This is a genomic window from Streptomyces sp. NBC_00457 (assembly GCF_036014015.1).
Classification (GTDB): Bacteria; Actinomycetota; Actinomycetes; order Streptomycetales; family Streptomycetaceae; genus Streptomyces.
Window position 1 is genome coordinate 10,176,051 of the sequence record NZ_CP107905.1, and the last position, 15,966, is coordinate 10,192,016.

At 70.1% G+C, this 15,966-nt stretch carries 9 protein-coding genes and 1 pseudogene; 6 read left to right on the forward strand and 4 right to left on the reverse strand.

Annotated features, from left to right (window positions below; translation table 11 throughout):
• The first annotated feature begins 102 nt into the window (after nt 1-102).
• From OG828_RS46395 to OG828_RS46415, 5 genes and pseudogenes are all read left to right on the forward strand, one after another.
• Nucleotides 103-1,233 carry an IS630 family transposase gene (locus tag OG828_RS46395; protein WP_328504555.1) on the forward strand — a complete coding sequence of 377 codons (1,131 nt, stop codon included), beginning with the start codon at nt 103-105 and terminating at the stop codon, nt 1,231-1,233.
• A gap of 98 nt (nt 1,234-1,331) precedes the next feature.
• Nucleotides 1,332-2,498, forward strand: coding sequence for a HEAT repeat domain-containing protein (locus OG828_RS46400; RefSeq protein WP_328442108.1), 1,167 nt, complete (start codon nt 1,332-1,334; stop codon nt 2,496-2,498).
• Between the two features lie 366 nt (nt 2,499-2,864).
• Nucleotides 2,865-3,341, forward strand: a pseudogene (locus OG828_RS46405) (sensor histidine kinase); the annotation flags it as partial.
• A gap of 139 nt (nt 3,342-3,480) precedes the next feature.
• On the forward strand, nt 3,481-4,506 hold the full coding sequence (locus tag OG828_RS46410; RefSeq protein WP_328442109.1) for a D-alanyl-D-alanine carboxypeptidase family protein: 1,026 nt from the start codon (nt 3,481-3,483) through the stop codon (nt 4,504-4,506).
• Nucleotides 4,507-4,603: 97 nt separating this feature from the next.
• Entirely contained in the window at nt 4,604-5,503 is a 900-nt protein-coding gene (locus OG828_RS46415; RefSeq protein ID WP_443060319.1) for an endonuclease/exonuclease/phosphatase family protein, read from the forward strand.
• A gap of 193 nt (nt 5,504-5,696) precedes the next feature.
• Here OG828_RS46415 and OG828_RS46420 read toward each other — a convergent pair whose 3' ends face one another.
• Both OG828_RS46420 and OG828_RS46425 read right to left on the reverse strand, forming a co-directional pair.
• The gene (locus OG828_RS46420) at nt 5,697-7,880 is read right to left on the reverse strand and encodes an MMPL family transporter (RefSeq protein ID WP_328442111.1); all 2,184 of its coding nucleotides are present in this window, start codon (nt 7,878-7,880) and stop codon (nt 5,697-5,699) included.
• Between the two features lie 158 nt (nt 7,881-8,038).
• Entirely contained in the window at nt 8,039-10,105 is a 2,067-nt protein-coding gene (locus OG828_RS46425) for a SpoIIE family protein phosphatase (RefSeq protein ID WP_328370988.1), read from the reverse strand.
• Between the two features lie 145 nt (nt 10,106-10,250).
• On the opposite strand from OG828_RS46425, the gene OG828_RS46430 reads away from it, so the two are divergent.
• Nucleotides 10,251-12,716, forward strand: coding sequence for a SpoIIE family protein phosphatase (locus OG828_RS46430; RefSeq protein WP_328442112.1), 2,466 nt, complete (start codon nt 10,251-10,253; stop codon nt 12,714-12,716).
• A 55-nt stretch (nt 12,717-12,771) separates the two neighbouring features.
• On the opposite strand, the gene OG828_RS46435 is transcribed toward OG828_RS46430, so the two are convergent.
• Together OG828_RS46435 and OG828_RS46440 are read right to left on the reverse strand one after the other, a co-directional pair.
• Nucleotides 12,772-14,655: a LamG-like jellyroll fold domain-containing protein gene (locus OG828_RS46435; protein WP_328442113.1), complete on the reverse strand. Its 1,884-nt coding sequence runs from the start codon at nt 14,653-14,655 to the stop codon at nt 12,772-12,774.
• Between the two features lie 135 nt (nt 14,656-14,790).
• Nucleotides 14,791-15,687, reverse strand: coding sequence for a S1 family peptidase (locus OG828_RS46440; RefSeq protein WP_328504556.1), 897 nt, complete (start codon nt 15,685-15,687; stop codon nt 14,791-14,793).
• Between the last annotated feature and the right edge of the window lie 279 nt (nt 15,688-15,966).

A 15,966-nucleotide genomic window follows, 5' to 3' on the forward strand; every position in this document is an offset into this window, starting at 1 on the left:
ACGGCAGACATATTAAGTCCCGCAAGGACTGGAACAACACGGCGAAGGAAGTAAACCTAGTATCCTGAGTCGTTAGTTCGTTGGCAGTTGCGGGGTTGGGGGATGCCGGGTCCGAAGCCGTTGCTGTTGGAGTTGTCCGATCGCGAACGCAGAGTGTTGCGGGGCTGGGTGCGTAAGCGGACGGCGGGGCAAGCCCTGGTGTTGCGGTCGAGGATCGTACTGGCGTGCGCCGAAGGTCAGCCGAACGCGCAGGTCGCGCAGGAGCTCGGGGTCTCACGGGAGACGGTGCGCAAGTGGCGCTCGCGGTTCGCTGCCGACCGGCTGGAGGGTCTGGTCGACAAGCCGCGATCGGGGGCGCCGCGGAAGGTCACCGACGAGCAGGTCGAGGGTCTGGTCGCGAGGACACTCGATCAGGCTCCGCCGAGGGGTGACTCGCCTCGGCCATCGACGCGGTCGATGGCCGAGGCGACGGGCATGTCTCAGTCGGCGGTCTCGAGGATCTGGCGGGCGTTCGGGCTCAAGCCGCACATCGTGCAGACCTGGAAGCTCTCTACCGATCCACAGTTCGTGACCAAGGTCCGTGACGTGGTCGGCATCTACCTCTCCCCGCCGGAGAATGCCCTGGTTCTGGCGGTGGACGAGAAGTCGCAGATCCAGGCCCTGGACCGCACCCAGCCGGTGCTGCCGCTGGTGCCGACGGCGCCAGCGCGGATGACGCACGACTACGTACGTCACGGCACGACCAGTCTGTTCGCCGCCCTGGACATCGTCTCCGGCTCGGTCATCGCTCAGCACTACCGGCGCCACCGCCACCAGGAGTTCCTGCGCTTCCTGAAGACCATCGACGCCGCTGTACCGAAGGATCTGGACCTGCATCTGGTCCTGGACAACTACGCCACCCACAAGACCGAAGTGGTCAAGAAGTGGCTGTTGCGCCATCCCCGCTTCCACCTGCACTTCACCCCCACCTCCGCGTCCTGGCTCAACCTCGTCGAGCGCTGGTTCGCAGAGCTGACCTGCCGCAAGCTCCGCCGCTCGGCCCACCACAGCGTCCTCGATCTCGAACGTGACATCCGCGGCTGGATCAACGAGTGGAACAACAACCCCAAACCCTTCGTGTGGACCAAGACCGCCGACGAGATCCTCGAGACCCTCGCCTCATACTGCACACGAATTACCGGCTCAGGACACGAGGGTCGGCTGGCGACCGGTGTGTCCCACGCGTGGCACTGACTGCAGGTCGACGACGGTGTGGAGCCGGGGGCAAAGCGCACGGCAGCTTGAAGCCACGCCGGGACCGGTCCCGCGTACCTGTCGTTACGGTGGTGCCCGTGTCCGAGCTGAACGAGTTAATTGAGAACCTCGCCAACACGCACACTGGTGATGATTGGGGTGGCGGTTCGAGCCTGCGGGACAGCGCTATCACACGGCTGACGGAGATCGGACCGGACGCCGTGCCCGTGCTCGTGGCACGGCTGCAGCAGCTGCTCGACGACCGCGCCGACTACCTCGTCAGGTTCGCCGCGGCCAAGGCCGAGTTCGACGCGTGGCGTGCCGATTACGTCGGAGACCAGCCGACCGGGTTGCTCGAGCTGCGCGGGTACAGGGACCCGTACGAGCTGCGGCAGGGTTTGGTGGAGGCCCTACGTGCGCTCGGTGACCAGCGCGCTGCACCCGTTCTTGTCGCGGCGCTTCGCGACCAAGCGTGTGTCTGGTACGCGGCGAGGGCACTGCGGGACATCCACGCGGCCGATCCGGTTGACGCGCTCATGGACGGGCTGGTCATCACGGTCCGCAACGGCAGGATGACCAACGAGATCGCGGCGGTCGCCATCGAATACGGCGTCACACCGGGGCAGGTGATCGCTAGGTTCGACACCGAGGAGACCGAGCAAGGACGGGTCAACCTCCTGGAATTGCTTGCTGATCTCGCCGCCGAACGAGAGGTGCCCGCGACGGCCTTCCTCGCCGCAGTCGACGACGACAACGAAAAGGTCCGCTGGGCTGCTATCCGCGGCCTCACCCACGTCGCCGCGTCCCCCGAGATCGAGGCGACCTTACTCGTGATGACTCTTGACCAGGAGGAATCCGTGCGATGGCGGGCGATCTCGGCACTTCGACAGACACGCGGCAGCGGTACGTCCGTCGGGGGTTACCACAACTTCCCACTCACCGAGGACCTAGTTCGAGAGGCATTCCTTCTCCAGGACGAGCGCGTCGACGGCCGGGTACGGGCCCGGCTAGCCGACCTCAGGGACCCAATGCCGGTCGTCCGAGCCCTCTATAGCCTCGCCGCCGACGGCGACAGCCGGGCCGGCGCCGCTCTTCTCTCGGGCACGGCACTGTTCCGCCTAATCCTTACCGACGAAACCGCGGATGAAGCCAAAGCGGCCTTCGACACGGTGGCCACCCCGGCAGACGTGACCCGTCTCGAGGAATTCCGCGCGGCACAACCCAAGCCACAACCCAAGCGCCGCCGCTGGTTCCGTCGCCGCTGACGGCTCGGCTCTGGGTTTCATCGGAGGGTCAAGATCCGTCGTGTGTCGACCCGATGACGCCAAGGGAGGAACCGCCGTCCGCCAACGCACTCAGCTCCGCAGCACCCTGCGTTCGCGATCGGACTACTCCAACAACAACGGCTTCGGACCCGGCATCTCCTCCCCGCAACTGCCAACGAACTAACGACTCAGGACACTAGAGCGGTCGGGAGAAGTGCGGTTGTGGCCTGCTGTTCCTGTGTGCAGTTGGATGCCAGAGGCGCGGAGGCGGGGCAACATAGCCGACGATCGCCGGTTAGCCAAATCGGCCATTCCGCAGACCATTGAACCTGTCGCCGCTGATCTCCGCGTGGCACATTCAGTCATCTGCGGACACTGGTGGAGGACCTGCTGGAGATCTCCCGGCTCGACGCGGGCGCCGAGCGGGCCGAACTCAGGCCCGTACCGCTCGCCGAGATGGTCGGAGAGTCCGTGGCCCGCACCGGGCTGGACACGCGGTTCACCGCCGCCGATGCCCGGTCGGCGGAGACCGATCCGCGCCGGCTCGACCGGATCGTCGCCAACCTCGTCGTCAACGCCCACCGGCACGGCCGCACGCCCGTCGAGGTCGAGGTGGCCGGGACGACCGTGACCGTACGGGACCACGGCCCGGGCTACCCGGCGGAGCTGCTCGCGGACGGCCCGCAGCGATTCCGCACGGGTGCCTCGGAGCGCGGCCACGGTCACGGCCTCGGGCTGACCATCGCGCTGGGGCAGGCCCAAGTCATCGGGGCGTCGCTGGAGTTCGCGAACGCTCCCGACGGCGGGGCGCTCGCCACCCTCCGGCTGCCGCCCGCGGGCTGACGCCGAACGGCCGATACCGAACGGATGCCCGGCCGAGCGGTGCCCGATCCGTGGCCGGAGCCGAGCGGAGATCCGCCCCGCGGAAGGTGGTCGACGTGCGTGAACGCCGCGCACCCGCCCCCTTGGAGGTGTCCCTCCCATGTCACCGGTTCCCTTTTCCGGAGAGCCCGGCGCAGGCCGGGCCCAGCCCTTGTGGTCCACCGACTCATGGCTCCCGCCCCGCCGGCACGACCGGTCCGGGCGGCGCTTCACGGCCGGCCTCGCCGCGGGCGCCACCGCACTGCTCACCCTGGCGGTCCTCGCCATCGCCGTGCCCACTTCCGGCAACAGCCCGGGAACCGGAGCGGGTTCGCTGCCGTGGCCGACGGAGGGGCAGACGAGCGTGGTGGTCGAGGGCCTCGGCGCCCATGGTGACCTCGGTACGCGGGGCGAGCGGACACCGGTGCCGATCGCCAGCGTCACCAAGGTGATGACCGCCTACGTGATCCTCCGCGACCGTCCGCTGCGCGCGGGCGAGGACGGCCCCCTCGTCACCGTCGACCGGTCCGCCGCGAACGAGTCCGTCTCGGGCGTGGAGTCGAACGTGCCGGTCCGGGAGGGTATGCGGCTGAGTGAACGACAGCTGCTGGAACTGCTGTTGATCCCCTCCGGCAACAACATCGCCCGGCTGCTGGCCCGTTGGAACGCGGGCTCGCAGGAGGCCTTCGTCACGAAAATGAACCGGGCCGCCCGTGACCTGGGCATGCGCCACACCACGTACACCGGCGCCAGCGGCATCGAACCCACGACCACCAGCACTTCGGCCGACCAGCTGAGGCTGGCCCGCCGGGTCATGCGCGACGAGGTGTTCCGGACCATCGTCGCCATGCCCAGCACCACCGTGCCCGGTGTCCCCGGGACGATCCGCAACACCAACACCCTGCTCGGCACGGCGAACGTGATCGGCCTCAAGACCGGCTCCAGCACTCCCGCCGGCGGCGCCCTGATGTGGGCGGCCACCGCGTCCGACAAGGACGGCCGGGACCGGCTGATCCTCGGAGTGGTGCTGCACCAGCGCGCCGGCACCGACCCCCGGCAGGGGCTGCGGGCCGCTCTCGCCACGAGCCACGCGCTGATCGAGAGCGTACGGCGATGGCTGTCGATGACCTCGCCCGGAACACGGTGAGACGGCCGTGACAAACTCCCTCGACACCGCGCCCGCCCGGCCGGCACCCGATTCCACCCGCCCGCGGAACGAGGACACCGGCGTCCGGCGGCCGCCGCTGGTCCTCGGCTCGCTCGCGGGCCTGGCCACGCTGGTGATGCTGGGCCACGCCCTCGTCCCCAACCGGGTCGGCCGTCTCGGCAGCCTCGTCGAGACCTTCCTGCCCTGGACGGGTCTGGCCGTGCCGCTGCTGCTCCTGTGCGCCCTGGCCCGCCGGTCCAGGGCCGCCGCCGTGTCCGTGCTGCTGCCGGCCGTCGTCTGGTGCTCGCTCTTCTGCGGGACACTCGTCGACAAGCGGGAGGACGGTGGCAACCTGACCGTCGTGACGCACAACGTCAACGAACACAATCCGCGGCCGGTGCGCACCGCCCGTGCCCTGGCCGCCTCCGGCGCGGACGTGGTGGCTCTCGAAGAGCTGGGCGGCCCGTCGACAGCGGCGTACGAGAGAACGCTGGCCGGCACCTACCCGTACCACTCCGTGCAGGGCACGGTCGGTCTGTGGAGCAGGTATCCGGTCGCCGACGCCCGTGCGGTCGACATCGCGCCCTGGCCACGTGCGCTGCGCGCCACCGTCCGCACGCCCGAGGGGCCGGTCGCGGTCTTCGTCGCCCATCTGATGTCCGTCCGCTTCACCGCCGGCTCGGGGTTCACCTCCGACGCACGTGACGCGGCCGCACGGCGACTCGCCGCCGCCGTGCGCGCCGAGCCGCTCGCCCGCACGATCCTCGTCGGCGACCTGAACGGCACGACCGACGACCGGGCGTTGTCCGAGCTCACCTCCCAACTGCGGTCCGCGCAGGCCGAGTCGGGCGCTGGGTTCGGTGCCAGCTGGCCGGCCTCGTTCCCGGTGGCCCGGATCGACCACATCCTCGTACGCGGTGTGGAGCCGCGATCCGCCTGGACCCTCCCGGCCACCGGCAGCGACCACCTGCCGGTGGCGGCGTCGGTGCGGGTGTGAGAGCAGGCTTGCGGAACAACTGGCTTGACCTCCTGGAACTGGCTGCCTCCCGCCGGGACAGACGCACGGTGGCGCTCGGCTGACGACCGTACGCCTGCCCGGGCCCCGAAGGGGCGCGGGGAACTGCGCGACCAGCCACGACGGACCCGCACACGAGCGACGGCCCATCGCGGCAGGACCCCGCGCGGAGCGCCTAGCGCAGGCGCCCCGCCGGATCCTCAGCCGCCGCCTCCCGTTCCGCACCGGAGGTGACGGGTGCGGTGCCGCTACCCGCGTCGGCCGCCGGTTCCGCCCGGTCCCCGTGCCCCGGCCACCACGCCGCGTGGCCGATCAGCGCGGTGAGGCTCGGGGTGAAGAACATCGCCATGACGAACGCGGCGATCGTGATGCCGAAGGAGACGGCGAACCCCATCTCCGTGAGCAGGGAGTTGCCCGCCAGCATCATCGTGGCGAAGGTCGCCGCGAGGATGACACCCGCGGCGGCCACGGTCGGACCGGCGTGTTTGATCGCCATGTTGGCTGCCTCGCGCGGTTCGCGGCCCTCACGTGCCTCCTCACGGAGCCGGGCGATCATGAGGATGTTGTAGTCGGTGCCGATGGCGACCACGAAGAGATACATGATCACCGGAAGCATGAACATCAGGCCCGAATGCCCGGCCCCGTCCTGGAAGATCCACACCGTCGCGCCCAGGGTGGCGCCGAATCCGAGCCCCACCGACGCGATCAGATACCAGGGGGCGACCACGCTGCGCAGCAGCAGCCCCAGGATGACCATGATCAGCAACGCGGCGACGGGGAAGACCGTCCGGTAGTCGTGGTTGACCGCGGTGTCGATGTCCTTGTAGATCGAGGACATGCCGCCGACCAGGGCCTCGGTGCCCTCGGGCGCGTCGGAGTGCGCGACATCCCGTACGCGGTCCACCGCGTCGATCGCCTTGTCCGTCGACGCCTCGTACTGGAGCGTGACGGTGAAGTCCGCGGTGGTGCCTTCCTTGTTCACCTGCGTCATACGGGCACTCGCGACGCCGTCCACGGCACCGAGCTTCTTCGTGTACGCGTCGAACGCGGCCTTGTCGAGCGGCTCACCGTCGGTGCTGGACAGGTAGACGTCGGTCGGCGCGGCGGCACCGGCCGAGTACGCCTTCTGCATCTCGTCCTGGACGACCATGGACTCCTTGGTCTCGGGCATGGAGCCCGAGGCCAGGTCGAACGTCGCCTTGTAGCCGAACGTGCCCAGCGACAGTACGAGCAGGACGAGACCGGACACCACGGCGGTCAGCGCGGGGCGGCGCTGCACACCCCGGCCGAGGGCGGCGAAACGGGCGTTCTCCGGCTCCCGTTGCCAGGACTTGGAGGGCCAGAAGACCTTCGGCCCGATGAGCGAGACCACGGCCGGGATCAGGGTCAGGCCCGCGACCAGGGTGGCGGCCACCGCGATGGCCAGCGCCGGCCCCATCTGCTTGAGGAAGCCCAGCGTGGACAGCACGAGTGCGAGGAAGGCGATGATGACCGCCCCGGCGGCCGAGGCGATGGCCTCGCCGACCCGGGCCACCGCGTTGACCATGGCCTGCTTGGGTTCGTCACCGGTGCGCAGGCGTTCGCGGTACCGGAAGATCAGGAAGAGGAAGTAGTCCGTGCCCACGCCGAAGAGCACGACGATCAGGATCGACGAGATCGAACTGTTGGCCTGGAGGTCGAACAGCTTGGTGGCGTACGCGATCAGCCCGTTGGCGATCGCGGACACCACGCCGATCAGGATCAGGGGAAGCACGGCCAGGATCGGCGCCCGGAAGATGATCAGCAGGGTCACCAGGATGATGACGAAGGTGCCGATGCCGATCAGCGCCTCGCCGCGTTTGGACGAGTCCTGCTGGTCCAGGGCCTGTGCTGCGGAGCCGCCGAGCTTGACGTCAAGATCGGTACCCTGGGCGAGTTCCTTGACGTCCTCGCGTAACACCTTTGCCGCGTCGGCCTGTTTGGGCGTACCGGCGTTCTTGCTGTCCATCTGAACCAGCGTCAGGGCGTACCTGCCGTCCTCGGACGGCTGGCCGGGGACGACCTTCTGCACCTGGTCGATGTTCTTCTTGCCCAGCTCGGTGGTGATCCGGGCGACGTCCTGCTGGTCGGCGGCGGTCATCTTGCCGCCGTCGGTGCGCTGGTAGAGCGCGATCGCGGAGGGGGTGAAGGCGCTGGGGAACGCCTCCTCCTGGAGGTCTGCGGCTTTGATGGACTCGTAACTCTTGGGCAGGAAACTGCTCTCGTCGCTGGTGGACGGCAGGCTCGGGGCGGTGGCCACGATGGCCACCGCCGCGATCAGCCATGCCGCGATCGTCCAGACGGGATGTCGGACGACAGCGCTGCCAATACGTCGGAACATGCGGGAGGGTCCTCCTGGAAAGGAAGATCACCGCAGCCCGGGGAGCGGACCCTGGCATCGGCGACCTCGACCGGCCCGCACCGACCGAGCCGGTCGAATGGTTGTCTGAGGCTCTCAATCGTAGTGACCGAACGGATCAGTACCCCAAGGGGGCCCGATCACACGGCCCGGGCCACCAGAAGGGCGACGTCGTCGTGGTCGTCGGAGGTGCGCAGGCCGTACAGCAGGAGGTCGCACGTCTCCTCGAGCGGGCGGTGTGATTCGTCGAGGAAGCTGAGGAGGACGTTCAGGCGCTCGTCGATCGGGTGGTGGCGGGTCTCGACGAGGCCGTCGGTGTAGAGGACCAGCAGATCGCCGGGGCTCAGCTCGACCGTGGTGGTCTCGAAGGGGATGCCGCCGACCCCGAGCGGGGCTCCCGAGGGCAGATCGAGGAGTGCGGGGGCGTGTCCGGGGCCGGCCAGCGCCGGTGGCATGTGGCCCGCGTTGGCGATGATGCACTGCCTGGTCCGCGGGTCGTACACGGCGTAGAGGCAGGTGACGATGTAGTGCTCCAGATCGCAGGTGATCTTGTCCAGGTGCTGGAGGACGGCGCCGGGAGCGAGATCGAGGTCCGCGTAGGCGCAGGTGGCGGTGCGCAGCCGGCCCATGGTGGCGGCGGCGTCGATGCCGTTGCCCATGACGTCGCCCACGACCAGGGCGGTCTTGTCGTCACTGAGGGGGATGACGTCGTACCAGTCCCCGCCGACCTCGCTGGTGGCCTGGGCGGGCTGGTAGCGGGAGGCGAGTTCCAGACCGGTGTGGTGCGGGGGATGGTCGGGCAGCAGGCTGCGCTGGAGGGTGAGGGCGGTGTTGCGCACGCTCTGGAACCAGCGGGCGTTGTCGATGGCCACGGCGGCACGGCCGGCCAGCTCACAGGCGAGGACGACGTCGTCCGCGTCGAAGGGCAGCGGATTGCCGGTGCGCTTGAGGTCGAGCGCGCCGAGCACCTCGCCGTGAGCGATCAACGGCACCGCGAGATAGGAGTGGACGCCGGCCTGCGCCAGGAGCGTGGCCGCTTCGGCGTCGCGGGCGATGCGCGGCAGATCGTGGTCGCCGACATGGGCGACGAGGATCGGCCGCCCGGTGTGGACGCACAGCGTGACCAGCCGGTCACCGTCGTAGGCGGTCAGGTCGCCGGGAGGGTCGGCGGCGCGCAGGGCCACCGTGGGGTGGGCCGCTTTGAGGGCGAGGGCGCGGAAGTACTCCGGGCTGTTGTCGGTTCTGCGGATACGCCGGCAGGCCAGCGCCGAGTCGAGGACGTCCACGGCGACCACGTCCGCGAGCGCTCCGGTGGCGACCTCCGCCAGTTCCTGGGCGGTCTGCTCCACTTCAAGGCTCGTGCCGACGCGCGTCGAGGCGTCGGCGATGAGGGCCAGGCGCCGCCGGGCCCGGTCGGCTTCCGCGGCCACGCGGTGCCGTTCGGTGACGTCGACGACCGAGGTGGCCGCCCCCAGGACCCGGCCGCCGGGGTCCTCCAGCCGGTAGAACGAGAGGGACCAGGCGTGCTCGTGTTCCGGATCGGCCGGTGGACGGCCCACGTGGTAGTGGTCGAGCAGCGGAGTGCCCGTGGTGAGCACCTGACGCAGCGCGGACTCGATGGTGTCGATGTCGGGCAGGGGCAGGGTCTCCCGCAGCGTCCGGCCGAGGTGGTCCTCGGCGGGAATGCCGTCGATGCGCTCCAGGGCCGGGTTGACCAGGAGATACCGCAGGTCCGGGTCCATCAGAGCCAGCCCGATGGGGGACTGGTTGATCAGCCGCTCGCACAGGGCCAGATCGGTCTCGACGCGCTGGAGCAAGCTGTGGTCGGCCGCGATGCCCAGCGCGTAGACGTCTCCGAGATCGTCCAGCAGCCGCATGTTGCGGAACTCCGTCAGGCGCGTGCTGCCGTCCTTGAGCCGGACGGGGAAGGCGCCCGCCCAGCTCCGGCCGGTCTCGAGCACGTCCGAGAACAGCTTCGCCACGACCTCGAGGTGTTCGGGGTGGATGAACAGTCGCGCCGCGTACGTGCCGAGGGCCTCCTCGGCCGTGTAGCCGAAGAGCTCCTCCGCCTGCGGGGTCCAGAACACGATGCGCCCGTCGGCGTCGACGACCACCGCCGCCACGCTCAGGACATCCAGCAGACCGGTCGGCCGGGGCGGCTCGGGGCGGTATTCGTCACCGTCGGACGGGAAGGGTTCGGCTGTCATCGGCCCTCCTCCAGCGGCCGGCAGGACGTACCGACCTGTGCCGGCCGTACCGGGTACCAGCGACCGGCACTTCCATGCTGCCCCCGGCCGGGGCCGTGCGCATCGGGCGGGCGAGCAGGAACATAGTCGTGTAGAGGGTGAGCCCATGGATTCTGCGCGAAATGGTTCCGATGAGCAGCCGACACCGGCGGGGCCGCGCGACCTGCTCGACGCGTCCACCGACGCGGCGGCGGTCGTAGCGGCCGACGGCATTGTGATCGGCTGGACCCGGGGCGCCGAAGAACTCCTCGGCCACCCGGCACAAGAGGTGGTCGGCGGCTCCGCCGCGCGGCTGCTGGCGATGCCAGGGGATCCGGCACGTGTCGCCGGTGTCGCGGACCGCTGCCGCGCCGGAATGGGGTGGAGCGGCCTCATCCCCGTACGGCACCGTGACGGCCGGTCCCTCGACGTCGACCTGCGCGTCTCCGCGTGTTTCCGTATCGGCGAGGACGAGTGCTTCCTGCTCTCGGCGCGGGAGCGGCGGCCGCAATGGACGGTCGGCCAGTCCGTCCTCGACGGATTCCTGACGCGCTCGCCGGTCGGCATGGCGGTCATGGACACCGAGCTGCGCTACGTCTGGCTCAACGACACGCTGGAACGCTTCGGCGGCGTGCCCCGGGAGCAGCGGCTGGGCCGCCGGCTGAGCGAGCTGTTGCCCGGTCTGCAGGCGGAGACCATCGAGGGGCTGATGCGCAAGGTGCTGACGACCGGCGTCCCGGTGACCGACTACGAGTACGTGGGATGGAGCTGGGCCGATCCCCACCGCCGGCACGCCTACTCCACGTCGTTCTTCCCCCTGGTGGACGCCGAGGACTCCGTCACCGGAGTCTGCTACATGGTCCTCGACGTCACCGAGCGATGGAACGCCCGCCAGCTCCTGTCGATGGTCAACGAGGCCGGAACGCGCATCGGCACCACGCTCGACGTGCTGCGGACGGCACAGGAACTGGCCGACTTCGCCGTTCCCCGCTTCGCGGACTTCGTCGTCGTAGACCTTCTGGAGCCCGTCCTCAGCACCGAGGGGCACGGGGCCTGGCTGACCGACGCGGGACCGGCACCCGCCACGCCGAGGATGCGACGCGCCGGACTGAGCTCGGTGCGAGAGGGCTGTCCCGAGGCCGTGGCGCGGGTCGGGGAGAGGGTGGACTTCCTTCCCCCGTCGCACGACGCCCGGCTCTTCCTCGACGGCGAGCCGATCCTCATCCCGGTCCTCGACCCGTCCGACGACGTCTGGATGGCCGAGCAGCCGGCGAGAGCGGAGAGCATCCGCGAGTTCGGGCTGCATTCCCTCATCTCCGTGCCGATGCACGCGCGGAACACCGCCCTGGGCCTGACCACGTTCGTACGGTCGCTCAATCCCGTCTCCTTCCAGCCCGACGACGTCCTGCTGGCCCGGGAGCTGGTGGCACGCGCCGCGCTCTGCGTCGACAACGCCCGCCGCTACACCCGCGAGCACACGGCGGCGGTCACGCTGCAGCGCAGTCTGCTGCCCCAGGCGCTGACGGGCGGCACCGCGCTGGAGGTGGCCTCCTTCTACCAGCCGGCCGACCCGACGGGCGGGGTGGGCGGCGACTGGTTCGATGTGATCCCGCTGTCCGGCGCCCGCGTGGCGCTCGTCGTCGGCGATGTGGTCGGGCACGGCATCACCGCGGCGGCGACCATGGGCCGGCTGCGCACCGCGGTGCAGACCCTCGCCGACATGGAGATGCCTCCCGACGAACTGCTGGCGCACCTCGACGACCTGGTGCTCCGGCTGAGCGAGCCGAAGAGCGACGACGACGCGGCCGTACAGAGCGCGACCGCCTTCCTGGGGGCAACCTGTCTGTACGCCGTCTACGACCCGGTGCGCAGGCGCTGCACGATGGCCCGGGCCGGCCATCCACCGCCAGTCGTCATCACCCCCGACGGCCAGGTCTCCTTCCCCGAACTGCCCGCCGGGCCGCCGCTCGGGCTGGGGGGACTGGCGTTCGAGTCCGCCGAGATCGAACTCGCTGAGAACAGCCTGCTCGGTCTCTACACGGACGGCCTCGTCGAGAATGCCGACCGCGACATGGAGCGGGGCATGGTCCGGCTCGGCGACGCGCTGGCCCGGCCGGCCTCCGATCTCACCACGCTCTGTACCTCCGCGGCGCGGCAGCTCGTACCCGTGCCCCAACCCGACGACATCGCCCTTCTCCTGGCCCGCACCCACGGCCTGGGCGCCGACCATGTCGCCTCGTGGGACGTGCCCGCGGACCCGGCAGCCGTCGCCGACATCCGAGCGCGGGCGACCCGCCGGGTGGAGGAGTGGGGGCTGGCGGATCTGGCCATGACGACCGAGCTCATCGTGAGCGAGCTGGTCACCAACGCGATCCGCCACGCCGCGCCGCCCATCCGGCTACGGCTGCTCCGCGACGCCCGCCTCACCTGCGAGGTCGCCGACGCCAGCAGCACCGCCCCGCGGCTGAGACACGCCCGGAGCATGGACGAAGGCGGCCGCGGTCTCTTCCTGGTGGCCCAGCTCACCCGTCGCTGGGGCGCCCGGTACACGGCCGACGGGAAGATCATCTGGGCGGAGCAGGAGATCCCGTGAACGGCACGGACCGCCACGCCCCGGCCGGGACCGGGACGTGGCGGTCGTACGCCGCTCAGTCGAACGGCGTCAGGAAGTCCTCAGTGGACAGCGGCCTGTTGACGATGCGGGTGTCGCCGATCCATCCGTAGAAGCCCTGCCCGAACCGCTCGTCGAACTGTGTCGCGCCGATGACGAAGGGCTTGCTGAGCGTGGTGATGCCTGTCGACGGCTGCGTGGGATTGCGGGCGATCTTCGAGCCGTCCACGTACATCACCGTCCGCCGGCCGTCATTGACGAGGGCGATGTGCATCCAGCGGCCGACCGGCACGGCGTGGCTCCACGACGTCGGGTCGGCGTCCTGCTTGTACGGGTAGACGACGAACTGGAGAAACCGCTCCGGAGACAGGTTGAGACTGCAGGTGGGCTCCAGCGGGGACCAGCCCGTGGTCTTGCCCGCGTCGCCGTTGCGGCCCTCCCAGCTCAGGATGCCCATCCAGCTGTGGTCGCCCTCGAAGGGCTCGGGCAGCATGAGGTGCGTCTCGATGGTGTAGCCGTGGGTGAACTTCGCGCTGTTCACGGCGGCACGCGCGGCGGTCGTCAGGATGGCACCGCGGTCCGGACTCTTGCCGCCGTCGAAGCGGAGACTGGCATGCGCCGGCTGGCCCGGGTGATGGTCGGCGGACCAGGTGAGCGCCTCGGGTCCACTGGAGTGCAGGCGGCTGACGGTCAGATCGTTGCCGTTGCCCGTGAGATCGCGTACGACCGCTCCGTCGGCCACGGGGGCGCCCGGTGTGCCGGCCACGGAGGTCCCGGAGGTGTCGAAGCGCCAGTACGCGACCGTGCCGCGGGGCATGACCGCGGAGGCCGGACGTGGCTTCGGCGCGCGAATCGGGGCGAAGCCCTTGAAGCGCTCGTCGAAGTCGATGTCCAGGCTGAACCGGTCGGTGGGGCCGGTCAGTTCGATCGTCTCCGCCTCCAGCGGTGACCGCTTCTCCGGGCCGCGGGCGAGGAACCACGGCGAGAAGGTCTCGACGTCGATGACACCGCGGGCGAGGTCGAAGGCGTAGGTGCGGATCATGCCGGCGCCGCCGTAGTAGCGGTCCTGGTAGTTGGTGATGTGGAGGTGGACATCGTTGTCAGAGTCGTTGGTCAGAACCGTCCGCCCGGGCGGCCAGTAGTGGCCGCCCAACGCCAGGAAGATCTGGTCGTTGCCGCGGATGAGACCGTCCCACAGACGCCTGCCGTTGTCCGACAGCTGGGCCTCGCCGTCGCCGTCCGACCAGACGAGGTCGTGTGTGGTCAGGAAGGCGGGGAGCGTCGGGTGCGCGTCGAGAACGCCCTGCGCCCAGCGCAGGCCCTTGTCCGAGACCCGCCAGTCCAGGGCGAGGATCAGCCACTGGCGGCCCGCCGCACGCAGCACGTGGTAGCTGTTGTAGCCGTCCGGCGACGCGCCGCGGAAGGTCGGCATCGACGCGTAGCGCCGCGGACCGAACGCCGCGAGGTACGCGGAGTCGCCGCGCTGGTCGTCCGTGGAGGAGCGGATGTCGTGGTTCCCCGCCAGGACGCTGTAGGGCACCTTGCCGTGGATCGCCCTGAACGTGTCGGCGGCCAGCGCAATTTCCTGCTCGGTGCCGTGCTCCGTGACATCACCGAGGTGGGTCATGAAGGCGATGTTCGCCTCCTCCCGCTCGGCGGCGAGGTAACGGAACGTGGCACGCAGAGGCTCCGGGTCGGAGCTGTCGGCGTCGAAGAGATACTGCGTGTCGGGAAGCACCGCGAGCGCGAACCGCGGGCTCTCGGTGTCGAAGTGGGACCATCCGCTGCCGCGGGCAGCCGAGTCCGCGTGCGCCGGGCGCGCCTCGGCCGCGGTGACCACGGCACCGGCCGCGGGGATCACGACCGCGGCCTGCAGCAGTCCGCGTCTGTCCAGCCGGTGTTGGTGCCCGTCCGTGCTCATGTGCCCTCCAAATGACGACCGTTGGGATAGGAAGGCACACTGCTGACCACTTGTGACCATGCCATGGCAAGAAGCTGAACGCCGAATTCTGTTCGCGGCACGAATGACAACTCCGCCGCGACGCCTCATGCCCCGTCAGTAGACAGAGAGGCCGTAGGCGCTCAGCACTTCCTGGATCGGCTGGTAGTACGTGGTGCCGCCGGTCGCGCAGTTCCCGGAGCCGCCGGACAGGATGCCGATGACCTTGTCGCCGGCGTAGAGCGGGCCTCCGCTGTCGCCGGGCTCGGCGCAGATGCTGGTCTGGATCAGCCCGTACACGATGGTGCCGCCACCGTAGTTGACGGTCGCGTTCAGCCCGGTGACGAGGCCGCATCGGACACCCGTGGTGGCGCCCCGGGTGCAGACGCGCTGGCCGACGTAGGCGGTCGCTGTCCCGGTCACGTCGACGGTTCCGATGGTCCCGGGGTGCGGTACGGCCGGGTTGGAGTACCGGACGACGCCGAAGTCGTTGCCGGGGAAGCTGGTTGCGGTGGTGGTTCCGACGACGGTGTCCATGGCGGGACCGGTGTACCAGGTGGTGGTGCCGTCGGTGCAGTGACCGGCCGTGACGACGTAGTACGCGGATCCGCTGCGTACGTTGACACCCGCCGAGCAGCGCCCGCCGTCGGCGTAAATGGCGTCGCCGCCCGACAGGAGGGTGCGCAACCGGCCGTCGAGCCGTTCGAGGGTCATGGCACCGGCGAAACGCCCGGCGGCCTGGCGGAGTCGGGCGAGTTCGGTGTCCGTGACCGTGGAGTCGGCGACGACCCGCAGCTTCCCGGTGCGCTCGTCGACGGCCCAGGCCGTCCCGTCGATCCCCAGGGACTCGACGGCCGAAGCCGCGCTCGACGCCGACGCGGTCGACACTCCGGCGCCGGCCGTGGGCGCGGCCGTCGCGCTGGTGCCGGACACCAAGAGGGCTGCCACGCCGAGCAGGCTCAGTACTGAGGCGAGCAGTCGTGAGCGTCTGACGGTCGTACGCCGTGCTCTCATACCCACATCTCCCCGAAGACGGTCGGTCAGGCTCGGGCACGCCCCACCGGTCGCCAGGTGGGCTGTGCTGTGCCCGTGGTGCTGGTGCGATGGGGCCGCCGCGCTGCGCGTACCGGAGGCGGGGCAGCGCCCATTGTGCCGGGCGGGGCCCGGCGGGGGTAGGCCGTCTTCGGGCCATGGCGCCCGCCTCGGCGGAATCAGCCGGTGATCCTGCCTCTCACCGTGCGGGCGCCCGCACGCGACGGTCAGCCACCCGGCGGCGCGACCACCCCGAGGAGC

Excerpts from the sequence above, each read along its gene's own strand:
- OG828_RS46425 (WP_328370988.1), bottom strand. The coding sequence starts at position 10,105 with ATGACAGCCGAACCCTTCCCGTCCGACGGTGACGAATACCGCCCCGAG.
- OG828_RS46435 (WP_328442113.1), bottom strand. The coding sequence starts at position 14,655 with ATGAGCACGGACGGGCACCAACACCGGCTGGACAGACGCGGACTGCTG.
- OG828_RS46430 (WP_328442112.1), top strand. The coding sequence starts at position 10,251 with ATGGATTCTGCGCGAAATGGTTCCGATGAGCAGCCGACACCGGCGGGG.
- OG828_RS46420 (WP_328442111.1), bottom strand. The coding sequence starts at position 7,880 with ATGTTCCGACGTATTGGCAGCGCTGTCGTCCGACATCCCGTCTGGACG.
- OG828_RS46440 (WP_328504556.1), bottom strand. The coding sequence starts at position 15,687 with ATGAGAGCACGGCGTACGACCGTCAGACGCTCACGACTGCTCGCCTCA.
- OG828_RS46395 (WP_328504555.1), top strand. The coding sequence starts at position 103 with ATGCCGGGTCCGAAGCCGTTGCTGTTGGAGTTGTCCGATCGCGAACGC.
- OG828_RS46410 (WP_328442109.1), top strand. The coding sequence starts at position 3,481 with ATGTCACCGGTTCCCTTTTCCGGAGAGCCCGGCGCAGGCCGGGCCCAG.